The sequence below is a fragment of the Lederbergia panacisoli genome (assembly GCF_024626525.1).
Taxonomy (GTDB): Bacteria; Bacillota; Bacilli; order Bacillales; family Bacillaceae_C; genus Lederbergia; species Lederbergia panacisoli.
Genome location: NZ_JANJGU010000020.1, coordinates 30284 through 42884, shown reverse-complemented (window position 1 = coordinate 42884; position 12601 = coordinate 30284). Strand labels below are relative to the sequence as shown.

Below are 12601 nucleotides of genomic sequence, written 5' to 3'. Positions count from 1 at the left end.
TAAAGTCTTGATAGACAAAAAGTATAAAGGTTTAGTAATGGTTTAATTTAAAACATCAAGCATTTAAATCAGTTTAGCATGTGCGTTTCTGTGCTAATACAATCAATTAACTGGATCATATTATACGAGGAGGTTTTATTATGAACGAAAAAAGAAAGCTATCCCCAGAACAGCATGAAGAAATACTCAGAATCTTGAAAGCTCGTTTTGATAAAAACATGAATCGTCATAAAGGACTTGAATGGGCTAAAGTAGAAGCAAAGCTAGAAACTAATACCGAAAAACTGTGGTCGCTTTATGAAATGGAAAGAACCGGTGGTGAACCCGATGTTATTGTTCACGATAAAGAAGCGGATGAATACATTTTTTATGATTGTTCAGCGGAAAGCCCTAAAGGTCGGAGAAATGTTTGTTATGACCGTAAAGCACTAGATTCAAGAAAAAAACACAAACCAGAAAACAGTGCTATTGATATGGCTTATGATATGGGCGTTGAGATTTTAACGGAAGAACAATACCGGGAGCTGCAGGAGCTTGGAAATTTTGATACTAAAACATCGAGCTGGGTGAAAACACCTGCTAATATTAGAAAACTCGGAGGGGCGATCTTTTGTGATTATCGCTACGACACTGTCTTTGTGTACCACAATGGAGCTGACTCCTATTATGGCGCAAGGGGTTTCCGTGGCTCGCTTAGGGTCTGAACTTTGTAAATTGCTGCCAAGGAAGTCCAATTGAAGGTGAAAGGCACTTTTAACGATTGATACAGAAGTTACATTATACGTGACTGTTTTCTTAATTAAGGAGAATTATTATGGCAGATATAAAATTCGAAGTTGTTGAACATATTGGTGTCATTTCGGAATCATCTAAGGGATGGAAGAAAGAGTTGAATTTAATCAGCTGGAATGGCAATGAACCGAAATATGATTTGCGGGACTGGTCTCCGAATAAAGAAAAGATGGGGAAAGGAATCACCTTATCCAAAACAGAAGTTGATATGTTAAAACAGTTATTAAATGATATTTGAAAATATTAAAAATGTAGAAGGGCGAGGAACAATTCCTTGCTCTTTTTCTACATATTGAAACGTGGTTAATAGCCACTGCAAATAGAGAATGTGAAATCAGAGTTAAATTAAGTAGAAATAGAAACTACAATGGATATCTATGAAATCTCCTTCTATTTCAAATATAATGATTATAAAGAAAATGGTCCGATTTCGAAGATATAGGAAGAAGTGGAAGAAGTCTGAAGACTTTCCCAAGTTAAATAGGCTAAATACAAATATCAAAATAAAGATGCTAGGAGAAAAATAAATGAATGAATTACAGGTATTTAGTGAGCTTCATAAGTTTTTAAATGGCCTAGGTAGTATGAATTATACCCTTGCCCCAAAGAGTTTAACATTAGGATATAAGCCTTTCCTTTTTGGTGGGGGAATGCCAAAATTCGCTACTTTATATGGAGAAAAACGCTACAACTGTTTGATACTTCATGTTGACCCGGGTAATCAGGGGTCCCTTAAGGGGAAAATGATTCAAAAAGAAATTCAGGCGCTCTTACATTTTGATATCAAAGAAATAAGAAGTTTTACTTTAAAAAAACATGAGGTTTATATTCCGTTTGAAGTAATTCAAAATAAAGAAAAGCTTGAACTATTAAGGAATTTTGTTCGAGAGCAGTATGAAATTTTTATTAATAGATGAAGAAGGAAACTTAAATTTTATTGTATTTAGAAATAGATACATAATAAATAATGCTGAATATAATAGAAGTTTCATGTACAAAACTTTGGCAAAAAAGAGAGCTAAAAGGAGGGATATTTATGAACCCAGAAAAAATAGATCCCATGTCAATAACTTCGATAAGAGAAATAGACGTGGAATCAATCGTTGAGTGGTTCGATCAGCATATACAATCGTTCTATATACTAGGTTGGTCTTATCTTAGGAATCAACAGCAAATGGAAGAACTTTTTTACCGATCGATAATAAAAGTGCACAAGGAACTGCCTCGATATAAACAGGATATATCATTCAAAATGTGGGTAACTTCTATTTTTATACATACGTGTAGGGAGCTTTCAGATGATAAAAGATTACAAGATTCCGAGAAAGGTGTATCACGTCAGGAGTTATTTAATGTTCTTGATCAGTTGATAGAAAATGAAAGAGAGGCCGTAGTTCTTACATATTCAAAAGGAATCTCACTGGAGGAAGCGGCACTTCTTCTTCAAATTTCAGAGGAAAAGATGAAAGAGCTTTTGTTTTCAGGAATTCAGTCACTTCGAAGGGAATGGGGGTACAACTCATCCTTTAATGACTGTAAAGGGTATTATAATTATTATATTGATTACTTAGAAAGAACCTTGGAACGATCAAAAAAGATTGATTTTGAGATGCATATTTATCATTGCCAGCACTGTCAGGAGGATTTTGGCACTTTTCAAGAAGTCATGTTAAGCCTTGCTGAAGGTTTTAGGGATTTCCGTATGCCATCTGGTTTTATGGAGAAAGTTATAGAATGCCTGGCAGAAAAGGAAAAGCAGAGACAAAGGAAGAACAATATCCGAAAAAAAATGGGGTATGCTTTTGTAAGTGCTTTCGCAATATTAATAAGTATAGGAGTTTTTACAGGTTTTTTTACGAACCTCTACTATGCTTGGACAGAAGAGAATCAGCAATTGCGGGCCTTTCTACAGCAAGGATTGGGTGACAGACTGAACCTAGAAGCGGAAGGTAATGGTATAAAAATTACTATCAAAAGTGTTATTGCTGATGATTTACAAACTCTAGTATTTTATGAAATAGAAGATACAGAAAAAGACAACCAATATATGTTGAATTATAATGATGGGGTTTATGCGGAGAACAAAAATGAAATTATGAGTCGTGAAATATCTCCGATGTACTATCCTCCTGATTTAAAATCTGATCAAAATAATAAAGAAAAGAATGTATATCATGGAATGCTTAGTTTGTTGCCCATTAAAAAGAATGACGGAACCATCAAACTTAAGATCACAAAGCTGCAGAAATTGATCCGTAAATCCTCTGTAGGGGATATGGCATACAAGAGCATGGCTTATGAAGCAGGAGAATGGAACTTCCAGATTCCTGTAACAAAACACCCTTCTATCGAATATGAATTGGATGAAGAAACAGAAGTAGAAGGAATCCCCGTTCGATTTGATAAACTAATTTTTGCTCCGACGGCGACAATTCTGCATTGTGCTTTTACTTTTGAACTGCCGGAGAAGCGGATAAATGGTGTAAACTTTGATAATATACAAGTGAATAATAGAAAAGCGAAAGCTGATCCTTATGGTCACTCATATACATATGGAAGCAATAATTGGGTAACTTTTCAAACACAATTTGACCCACTCTTTGTAGAAAATCCGAAAGAGGTTAACGTTCAATTTGAATCTGTTAATGTAACGGTCGATGAACAAAAAACCGTTGAGCTGGATATTTCTCAGGGATACCCTCAAACCTTTGAATACGCAGGCAGTACAATCTCCATCGACAATGTGGAAGTTGGACAGCCTACAAATGTTGTCATAAGTAATTACGAAATTAAAAATCGAGGATATGAGTGGATTCACTTCAATGTTGTAAGTGATGATGAATATGAAATTATTTCGACGGATATGGATTCTAAAGGGGTAATAGTTGATAAAAATGGAATCGAATATGATATGAATGAAACACCTTTTATATATGAAGAAATCGAGCAGCCCCGTTACTTTTTAACAGAACAAAGTATTAAGTTACATAGTAATAACGCTGAAGAGAATGTAATTCCTAAATGGCTGAAGATTTATGAATATAATACTACAAGATTTTTGGATGCTATTGTGAAGATTAATTTAAAATAATATATTAATTGCTTTGTTTTCGTAAGAAAATTGCTGAAGAAAAATAAGATAAGCAGCCTTTTTGAACCTCTTTATTTTTCCGGCAATCTCTCAAGGTGTAAATAGGATAATGTGGAATAGTAAGGAGTTGGTTTTAATGAAAAGCATTCCATTAAAAATGGTGAGAAAAGATTTGTTGAACATTCCTAAATATTCGCTTGTAGATGGCTTTCAAATTAGATTATTTCAACGAGGTGACGAATATAATTGGGCAAGAATTGAAGCAAGCGTGGACGAATTCAAAAATGAAAAAACTGCACTAGAACATTTTACAAAAGAATTTGGGTCGCACACTGCTGAAATGTCAAAGCGTTGTCTATTCATTGAGAACAAAGATGGAGATGCCATCGCAACTACAACTGCTTGGTATGGAAACTTAAATGGTGATGGTCAAATATCGGGTAGAATACACTGGGTAAGTGTTGTTCCTGAATATCAGGGAAAGAAACTGGCAAAGCCATTACTTAGTGAAGCGATGAATATTTTGGCTTATCACCATACACAAGCCTATCTAACAACTCAAACTACGAGCTACCAAGCTATCAATATGTATTTAAACTTTGGATTTGAACCTTTTATAACAGCTCCAAGCTGCTATGAAGGTTGGAACTTGATGGAAAAGACATTAAATCGAAAAATATTATAGCAGACTTAAATTTGATTTTTTTAATTCAATAGCTGGTCGAAGTAATTGTTGGATCTTTACTAATACGTAATTCCAATTAACAGGCAACCACGATGCGCGTATTGAAATTCTATTCTTTATTGACCGGAAGCTATGAATGATTTTACAAATCAATATAACGCCGTGATGACAACTATAAATTTTACAGTTCTACCTCATTGGGGTTTATTCTCTTCATTATGACTGTCTAAGTTTCCTGAATGGGGATTAGATAAAAGTACTGAACAGATAATGCGGGCAAGATACAAATTGTTCGTTGCCCAAGCCATTTAAGGCAGCTGGTACAGAATAGTATAAGGCAGATTTTAGAAGTATGGGTTTTTGTGGGGTAAGTATTAAATGGAGGAAAGTGTGAAATTATGATTCTTTAGGAGGAAAATTTATGAGAACCATATATGACTATACGGTAAAAATGTCGGACGGTAAGGAAAAATCATTGAGGGATTATGTTGGAAAAACTTTGCTCATTGTAAATACGGCTAGTAAATGTGGTTTTACTCCGCAATTTGAAGGGCTTCAAACACTTTATGAAAAATATAAGGACCGAGGTTTTGTTATTCTAGGTTTTCCCTGCGACCAATTTAAACAACAAGAGTTTGATAATATAGAAGAAACCATTCAGTTTTGTCAAATTAACTATGGGGTAAGCTTTCCAATGTTCGCTAAAATTGATGTAAATGGAGAGAATGAACATCCCTTGTATACGTATTTAAAAGAACAACAAAAAGGTGTTTTTTCGAATGCGATAAAATGGAATTTCACTAAATTCCTTGTTGATAAAAATGGACTAGTTGTTGAACGATATTCTCCTACAACGAAGCCAGATCAAATGGAAGAGGATATAGTGAAATATTTAGGGGATTTTTAAATCCAAAGTGTCAAAATGAATATTTATGTTGTTGAACATTTGCATGGGGTAGGTATAAAGGATTTACTAAATCTGATATGCATTCAAATGATGAATACATATATTTATATAAACTACTCCTTAGATAGAAAATGCAATATATCATCATGTTAGAGAGGTGTTTAATTATTAAAGCAATAATATTCGATTTTGATGGTACTCTTGCCGATACTTTGCCAGTTTGTTTTTATGCGTTTCAAGCTGTGTTTAAGGAATTTGACAATATTGAGGTTACTTCTGAAGAAATTAAGGCTATGTTCGGTCCATCTGAGACCGGGATTATCAGGGAAAATCTTAAAGATTCAAATTATGATAAAGCAATTGAAATATATTATGAAAAATATATAGAAAAGCACCGAGAACTCGTTCCAGATAATGAGGAAATTAACAATTTACTTCTACTTTTAAAAAGAGAAGGCTACAAGTTAGGGATAGTAACAGGAAAAGCGAGCAGAAGTCTGCTTATTTCTTTAGAATGCCTTAATATGAATGATTTATTTGACGTAATCATTACTGGTGATGATGTTGAGAAGCCAAAACCACATCCAGAAGGAATAAATAAGGCATTGGCACATCTTAACTTACGAAACACCGAAGCGGTTTTTCTAGGAGATAGCGACGCCGACATTCTGGCAGGTAAACAAGCTAACGTACATACAATCGGAATACAGTGGTTGCCAAATTATCAGACATTGGAGTTTAGTGTTCAGCCAGATCAATTGTTTTGTAACGTAAATGAGTTTATACAATCACTAGCAAATTGGAAGTAGAAGAGCCGAAAAGGTGTTTAAGTTAACTATATAAGGCAGGAAAATTGGTTTAAACGCACATGCATTTTATAACAACGTCCAGAACACCCGTGATTTAAATCGTGGGATGAATGGACGTTCGCTACTTAGATATCCATGTAAAGGTATTGCGAACGTATGTTCCATATTGTATAATTGAAATATAGAAACGGAGGTGAGATATAGTGAAAAAAAGGAAAAAGGCGGGGGAAAAGTATGGAGTCCAAAAAGAAATACTGAAGCTTACAAAGGATGAATATCTTGCCTTGCGTAACCTATGCAGGCTAAGTAAAAACATGTACAATGTGGGCCTTTACAGTGTTCGCCAACACTTTTTTGAAACGGGAAAATACCTAGGATATAATCAAAACTATCATGAATGTAAAAGTAATGAAAACTATCAATATATGGTAACGGCTGCAGCCCAGCAAACCCTAAAGAAATTAGAAGAGAACTTCAAAAGTTTTTTTGGATTTCTGAAAGTAAATAGCAAGCCCGTATACCTGGATACTTAGGCAAAGAGGAATTTTTTGAACTGAGCTATCCCCAATTCAAGTTACAGGATGATGGCACATTCAATCTCCCCACCTCGCACGCATTTAAAAGGGAGCATGGCCGCATCAACATCACCTTCCCCACGAATCTCCATGCTAAAAACATCAGAGAAATCCGCATCATCCCTAAATACCATGCACATTATTTCGAGATTGAATATGTATACGCCATTGAAGAAGTAAAGAAAGTTGCATTAGATATTAATCAGGCACTTTCCATTGATTTAGGAATCGACAACTTCGTCTCCTGTATAGGTACGATAGGCAATTCCTTCATCATTGATGGAAAGAGAATCAAAGCTGTTAACCAGTGGTATAACAAGGAAAATGCGCGCCTTCAGTCCATTAAAGATCAGCAAAGGTCGCACACCTGACCAAACGCCAGGTTTGCCTGTTGCGAAGACGAAACAATATTTTACGCGATTATCTAAATAAGACAACCCACTACATAGTCAAGCATTGCCTTGATCATGGAATCGGTAAAATGGTGGTCGGACACAACAAAGGATGGAAAGACAGATGTGACATGGGAAGGAAATCCAACCAAAGATTTGTTTAGATCCCACATAGTTTACTACTGTCTAAACTGGAGAGTATGTGCGATCGATATGGAATTGAATTTTTCCGACAGGAGGAAAGCTATACATCACAATCCAGTTTTCTCGATGAGGATCCCATCCCGGAATATGATAAAAAGGTAAAGGAAAAACGAACTTTTTCGGGAAAACGGGTCTTTCGTGGTTTGTATCGTACGTCCCGTTCCATTCTGGTAAATGCAGATCTCAATGGAGCGGCCAATACATTACGGAAATGTACCCATACATCTGCACTTGCAGGCAAGGTGGCTAGGGGGCTTTTGGCAGTCCCAGTGAGAATTAAATTAGCATGATATTGCCGATTGAAACTCACAGAATCTCGTTACTATAGTGACGAGTAGTTCAAATGTTTGTCACTCTTCTAGGTACGTTGAAACTGTCGCGAAAACTATTGTTTTTAAAAGTAGGCAACCAACCCATAGGGAGTTGCCTATTTACTTTTTTGATATCCAATTTCCTATAAGGTAGTATTAGATTAATCAATTGGTCAGTACTTTTGTTTGGACAGAGGATTGACATTATTTTTTGACGGAGGTCTATTATGGATAATAACGATATATTAATTCGATTGAGATATGCTCTGGAAATTAAAAATAAAGTAATGGCAGAGATCTTTAAACTTGGGGGAGTGGATGTAACGGTGCCAGAAGTTATAAAGATTCTCACAAAATCAGACGAATATGATGAGGAGAGTGACGAGCAAATAAAATGTAATAACAGTATGTTGGATTCATTTTTAAATGGGTTTATCATTTATAAAAGAGGAAAACAAGAGCCTAAACAGGGGCAAACTAATGCACCAGATTCGTCTATAAAGAAAAGTTCAAATGTTAATAATCTCCTCTTAAAAAAGGTGAAAATTGCATTAACATTGACGACTGAAGATATGCTGGAAATATTTGAAAATGCAGGAATCACGGTTACAAAAGGTGAGCTGGGCGCTTTATTAAGAAAAGAAGGACACAAGAATTATAAAGAGTGTGGAGATAAATATGCTAGGAATTTCTTAAAAGGATTGGCGATCAAATACAGGGGATAAGCCTTAATTCAGGTGATGATATGTTACATACGTACTTAGGTGAAACGATACGATTTGAAATTAAGTATAAAAATCGTACATCTATAGGAATTACTATTGATAGTTATGGAAATGTTGAAGTTCAAGTTCCAAAAGGAACATCCGATGGTAGAGTGATTCAATTATTGGAAGAAAAATGGGAACTTATACAGCAAAAATTAAAAGAAATGAAGGATAGGCAGCTAGGGCCGCAGAAAAAGGTCTATGAGTATGGTGAAAGATTTCTTTATTTAGGAAAAAGTTATCCCATTGAGATTCTCCTAGATATAAATATAACGCAAGAACATATAGTGTTTGAAGATGGTAAGCTATATATATATGTTAAGCAGCACGACGCTGAAAAAATAAAACAAGCTTTGAAACGATTTTATTATAAGCAATGTAAAGCATTAGTGGAAAAGAGCATTTCCTCCTATCAACGCAACTTCAAAACAAAACCACGATCTATTCGTATCTCGGATAGTAAATCGACTTGGGGAACCTGTGATTCAAAGCTGCAGCTAACATTTAATTGGCGACTTGCAATGGCGCCGCCAGAGGTTATTGACTATGTGGTCGTTCATGAAATGTGCCATATGGTTCATCTGAATCACGACCGATCCTTCTGGCGCCTTGTAGGAAAAATTATGCCTGATTATAAAGAAAAGGAAAACTGGCTAACTTTATCAAGCTGGAAAATGACTATTTAGTATGTTCAAAAAATTCAAATAAATGTATTTGCAATTTGTGGAAATAATGAGTATCGTTAGCCTAAACAAGGTGAATTCTAATATTAATAGTATTATTGAGGGAGGGTTTCAAATGTTTATCTTAACAATCATAATAATTATTGGGTTATTCATTATTATTAACCTCTTAAAATCTCAATATAATCAAAATAAGACAATTATAGACCAAAATGAGGTACTTATAGAAACGCTAGATAAGATATATGAGGAGATAAATAAAAATAATAAATAATAGCCAAAGTAAAAAGAAAACTGATTGCCTAAAGACAAGGGCTCAGATTGGTGTTGGTGTTTTAGTGTAAAATTTGATTACAAGAGGAAAGTTTATGAAGAAAAGTAACCATAGTAGTTTTATTGTTACTATTAATAATTGCTCCGTCATTCAATATTTTTAAGCACTTTTCAAATACTAATAATACACATTTACTTTCGGATATAAAAGGAATGATTTATTATACTGAAAGAGTTGATGGTGCACTTACTTTATTTAAATCGGATGCAACTTTACAAAATAAAACCTTAATATATAGCCATAAAGGGAAAGGAAATACTCGTCACGGGGATTATAATGATAATATTTTAGATTTTTATTATGATAAAACCAATAAAACTATTTCTTTTATTGCTATGAATGACGGTATCTGGAGTTTGTTTTCCTTAAAAGAAGGGGAGGAAAAACCAATTTTGCTTCAGAAAAAAGTAATAGAAATGAATAGAGATTACATACAGGATCAATTTGAAAATGTATCCGCTTCCTCAATGAAAGGTTCACTTTATTTATTGGAAAATGGAAATGAAAAAATGATAAAGAAGTTCTATGGTATATATGGAACATTCACTGGGTACCAACCAATTGGGTTTTCAATAGATGGAAAATACTTGGTTTATCATTCGATGGAACACTTAACACCAATTGGTACTATATTAGAAGGATTGGCTAAGGAATGGGATTCTATTGGAAACATGTATATAATATCTATCAACATTGGAGAGTTCTAAATACATAGATTCTTATAATATTCAATGGATTATAAACTAAACTTACTAAATTTTATTGTTGCTACTTGCATTTTATTGCCAAAAAGTAATGATTGAAAATCCGATTAGAAGTGCTATAATAACAATATTCTACAATTCTATAGTAATCACTCATATAATCGCAGGGATAGGGCCTGCAAGTTTCTACCGATTTGCCGTAAACAAATCGACTATGGGTGGCAAATGAATGGGAAAATAAGGTTATTTAATAATCTTGTTTTTTCCTATTTCTTTAAGACGTGAACTCGAAGACTTTGCTGCCTGTATTTAAAAGGTGCATTGTCTCCGAGTTTTTTTCATTTTAAGTAAGATAGTTGAAAGGGGACAACATTGTGAAGGCATTACAGGAAAAAATTGTTTCAGAAGGAAGAGTCTTGTCAGATACTGTTTTAAAAGTGGATTCGTTTTTAAATCATCAAATAGATCCAAATTTAATGAAGGATATTGGCAAGGAATTTGCCGTACGTTTTCAGAATGCCGGTGTCACAAAAATTATAACAATAGAGTCTTCTGGTATTGCTCCAGCAACAATGACAGGACTCTTGCTGAACGTCCCAGTTGTATTTGCTAGGAAAAGAAAGTCATTAACACTATCAGAAAATCTTTATACTGCTAAAGTTCACTCTTTTACAAAAAAGGAAACAAACGAAATTTCCATTTCAGGTGATTTTATTCAACAACATGATGTCGTGTTGATTATCGACGACTTTTTAGCAAATGGACAAGCCGTTTTGGGTTTACTGGAAATGATTGAGCAGGCAGGAGCTAAGCTTGCGGGAGTTGGAATTGTCATTGAAAAAGGTTTCCAATCAGGTGGGCAATTGATCCGTAATCGCGGAATTCGGGTTGAATCACTTGCCAATATTGCCTCATTGCAAAATGGAAAAGTCGAATTTATGGAGGAGAGTTATATCTAATGAAAAATGCACTGAAGTCCACCACATTGGGAATCCAGCATCTTTTAGCTATGTATGCCGGCGCTATTCTCGTGCCATTAATTATCGGAAATTCGTTGGGATTTGATCATAAACAATTAACGTATCTTGTGTCGATTGATATTTTGATGTGTGGAGTTGCAACGCTATTACAAATCATAAATAACCGGTTTGTCGGGATCGGTCTCCCCGTTGTGCTTGGTTGTACATTTACGGCGGTAGGTCCGATTATGAAAATTGGTGAGGAATTTGGTATTTCCGCTATTTATGGTTCCATTATAGCTTCTGGCTTAATCATCATGTTGATTGCTGGTTTTTTTGGCAAATTGATCAAGTTCTTTCCACCGGTTGTAACAGGTTCTGTTGTGACCATTATTGGGATTACGCTTATTCCAGTAGCGGTCAATAATATGGGCGGTGGCCAAGGTGCGGCAGATTTTGGGTCATTGTCAAATATTCTATTAGCTTTTGGAACCTTACTAACGATTATCTTAATCTTCCGTTTTTCCACAGGCTTTATTCGCGCCATCTCTATATTACTTGGTCTAGGTGTTGGAACAATTGCGGCCGGTATTATGGGGAAAGTTGATTTTATGCCTGTGCAGGATGCAGCCGCTGCACAAATAGTAAGGCCCTTTTATTTTGGATATCCAACATTTGAATGGTCAGCCATCCTTACAATGACTATAGTTGGGATGGTTTCATTAGTAGAGTCTACCGGCGTTTATTTCGCCTTGAGTGATATTTGTGATAAGAAGTTGAAGAAAGAAGACTTGGCAAAAGGCTATCGTGCAGAAGGGCTGGCCTCCGTCATTGGCGGTCTCTTTAATGCTTTCCCATACACAACATTTTCACAAAATGTCGGTCTGATTCAAATGTCAGGTGTTCGGTCTCGTAAAGTGATTTTCATAACGGGTGCCATGCTAATCGCCCTTGGGTTTTTTCCAAAGATTGCGGCATTCACAACCATTATTCCAACATCTGTTTTAGGGGGAGCAATGATGGCGATGTTTGGTATGGTCGTTTCTCAAGGGATTAAAATGCTAAGTAAAACTATTTCTGATTCCCAAGAAAACTCGATGATTATTGCTTGTTCTGTCGGCCTAGGTCTCGGTGTTACGGTTGCGCCTAACTTATTTTCAGCACTTCCATCAGGAATGCAAATATTGACAAGTAATGGTATTGTTGCAGGCAGTATAACAGCGATTGCGCTTAATATTATCTTTAATATGTTGCCAAATCGGAAAAGGCAGGAAACCGTTGTTGTTTCGAAGCAAAGTGCTTAAAAGATAAAAACATCAGTCCTATTTAGCTGGCAGGCAACTACCCATGCTGAATAGGGCTTTTTATTCCTCATGGAGTAGACTGGT

Annotated in this window: 16 protein-coding genes and 1 riboswitch; all 16 genes read left to right on the top strand. The window is 35.3% G+C overall.

Translation table 11 applies throughout. From position 1 onward, the window contains the following. Positions 1 to 140 precede the first annotated feature (140 nt). The 16 genes from NQ185_RS18280 to NQ185_RS18205 all read left to right on the top strand — a co-directional run bounded on the left by NQ185_RS18280 (position 141) and on the right by NQ185_RS18205 (position 12517). Complete coding sequence (locus NQ185_RS18280) at positions 141 to 704, top strand: DUF4256 domain-containing protein (protein WP_257583478.1); 564 nt, start codon at positions 141 to 143, stop codon at positions 702 to 704. Between the two features lie 110 nt (positions 705 to 814). Further along, positions 815 to 1030, top strand: coding sequence for a YdbC family protein (locus NQ185_RS18275; protein WP_257583477.1), 216 nt, complete (start codon positions 815 to 817; stop codon positions 1028 to 1030). Between the two features lie 289 nt (positions 1031 to 1319). Continuing rightward, on the top strand, positions 1320 to 1709 hold the full coding sequence (locus NQ185_RS18270; RefSeq protein WP_257583476.1) for a hypothetical protein: 390 nt from the start codon (positions 1320 to 1322) through the stop codon (positions 1707 to 1709). A 119-nt stretch (positions 1710 to 1828) separates the two neighbouring features. Next, a complete protein-coding gene (locus NQ185_RS18265; RefSeq protein ID WP_257583475.1) occupies positions 1829 to 3883 on the top strand; it encodes a DUF4179 domain-containing protein in 2055 nt (684 codons plus the stop codon). A gap of 136 nt (positions 3884 to 4019) precedes the next feature. After that, on the top strand, positions 4020 to 4568 hold the full coding sequence (locus NQ185_RS18260) for a GNAT family N-acetyltransferase (protein WP_257583473.1): 549 nt from the start codon (positions 4020 to 4022) through the stop codon (positions 4566 to 4568). Between the two features lie 421 nt (positions 4569 to 4989). Then, positions 4990 to 5475, top strand: coding sequence for a glutathione peroxidase (locus NQ185_RS18255; protein ID WP_257583472.1), 486 nt, complete (start codon positions 4990 to 4992; stop codon positions 5473 to 5475). A gap of 164 nt (positions 5476 to 5639) precedes the next feature. Then, the gene (locus tag NQ185_RS18250; protein ID WP_257583492.1) at positions 5640 to 6284 is read left to right on the top strand and encodes an HAD family hydrolase; all 645 of its coding nucleotides are present in this window, start codon (positions 5640 to 5642) and stop codon (positions 6282 to 6284) included. Positions 6285 to 6487: 203 nt separating this feature from the next. Further along, a complete protein-coding gene (locus NQ185_RS18245) occupies positions 6488 to 6817 on the top strand; it encodes a hypothetical protein (RefSeq protein WP_257583471.1) in 330 nt (109 codons plus the stop codon). Beyond that, positions 6802 to 7230, top strand: a complete 429-nt coding sequence (locus NQ185_RS20235; protein ID WP_308784624.1) for a transposase — start codon at positions 6802 to 6804, stop codon at positions 7228 to 7230. Before NQ185_RS18245 ends, NQ185_RS20235 begins: the two co-directional genes overlap by 16 nt. A gap of 20 nt (positions 7231 to 7250) precedes the next feature. Beyond that, the gene (locus NQ185_RS18235) at positions 7251 to 7415 is read left to right on the top strand and encodes an IS200/IS605 family accessory protein TnpB-related protein (protein ID WP_257583470.1); all 165 of its coding nucleotides are present in this window, start codon (positions 7251 to 7253) and stop codon (positions 7413 to 7415) included. A 36-nt stretch (positions 7416 to 7451) separates the two neighbouring features. Further along, positions 7452 to 7745, top strand: coding sequence for a hypothetical protein (locus NQ185_RS18230; RefSeq protein WP_257583469.1), 294 nt, complete (start codon positions 7452 to 7454; stop codon positions 7743 to 7745). 248 nt (positions 7746 to 7993) lie between these two features. Continuing rightward, positions 7994 to 8491 (top strand): YehS family protein, encoded by a 498-nt coding sequence (locus NQ185_RS18225; protein WP_257583468.1) that lies wholly within the window; start codon positions 7994 to 7996, stop codon positions 8489 to 8491. A gap of 20 nt (positions 8492 to 8511) precedes the next feature. Beyond that, positions 8512 to 9219: a M48 family metallopeptidase gene (locus NQ185_RS18220; protein ID WP_257583467.1), complete on the top strand. Its 708-nt coding sequence runs from the start codon at positions 8512 to 8514 to the stop codon at positions 9217 to 9219. Between the two features lie 483 nt (positions 9220 to 9702). Then, on the top strand, positions 9703 to 10257 hold the full coding sequence (locus tag NQ185_RS18215) for a hypothetical protein (protein ID WP_257583466.1): 555 nt from the start codon (positions 9703 to 9705) through the stop codon (positions 10255 to 10257). Positions 10258 to 10387: 130 nt separating this feature from the next. Further along, a riboswitch (purine riboswitch) is annotated at positions 10388 to 10489 on the top strand. A 139-nt stretch (positions 10490 to 10628) separates the two neighbouring features. Then, positions 10629 to 11213: a xanthine phosphoribosyltransferase gene (locus tag NQ185_RS18210; protein WP_257583465.1), complete on the top strand. Its 585-nt coding sequence runs from the start codon at positions 10629 to 10631 to the stop codon at positions 11211 to 11213. Then, a complete protein-coding gene (locus NQ185_RS18205) occupies positions 11213 to 12517 on the top strand; it encodes a nucleobase:cation symporter-2 family protein (RefSeq protein WP_257583464.1) in 1305 nt (434 codons plus the stop codon). Before NQ185_RS18210 ends, NQ185_RS18205 begins: the two co-directional genes overlap by 1 nt. Positions 12518 to 12601 lie beyond the last annotated feature (84 nt).

Bases quoted from the DNA above. Each gene is read 5' to 3' on its own strand.
- NQ185_RS18280 (WP_257583478.1), top strand. From the start codon at position 141: ATGAACGAAAAAAGAAAGCTATCCCCAGAACAGCATGAAGAAATACTC.
- NQ185_RS18275 (WP_257583477.1), top strand. From the start codon at position 815: ATGGCAGATATAAAATTCGAAGTTGTTGAACATATTGGTGTCATTTCG.
- NQ185_RS18270 (WP_257583476.1), top strand. From the start codon at position 1,320: ATGAATGAATTACAGGTATTTAGTGAGCTTCATAAGTTTTTAAATGGC.
- NQ185_RS18265 (WP_257583475.1), top strand. From the start codon at position 1,829: ATGAACCCAGAAAAAATAGATCCCATGTCAATAACTTCGATAAGAGAA.
- NQ185_RS18260 (WP_257583473.1), top strand. From the start codon at position 4,020: ATGAAAAGCATTCCATTAAAAATGGTGAGAAAAGATTTGTTGAACATT.
- NQ185_RS18255 (WP_257583472.1), top strand. From the start codon at position 4,990: ATGAGAACCATATATGACTATACGGTAAAAATGTCGGACGGTAAGGAA.
- NQ185_RS18230 (WP_257583469.1), top strand. From the start codon at position 7,452: ATGTGCGATCGATATGGAATTGAATTTTTCCGACAGGAGGAAAGCTAT.
- NQ185_RS18225 (WP_257583468.1), top strand. From the start codon at position 7,994: ATGGATAATAACGATATATTAATTCGATTGAGATATGCTCTGGAAATT.
- NQ185_RS18220 (WP_257583467.1), top strand. From the start codon at position 8,512: ATGTTACATACGTACTTAGGTGAAACGATACGATTTGAAATTAAGTAT.
- NQ185_RS18215 (WP_257583466.1), top strand. From the start codon at position 9,703: ATGATTTATTATACTGAAAGAGTTGATGGTGCACTTACTTTATTTAAA.
- NQ185_RS18205 (WP_257583464.1), top strand. From the start codon at position 11,213: ATGAAAAATGCACTGAAGTCCACCACATTGGGAATCCAGCATCTTTTA.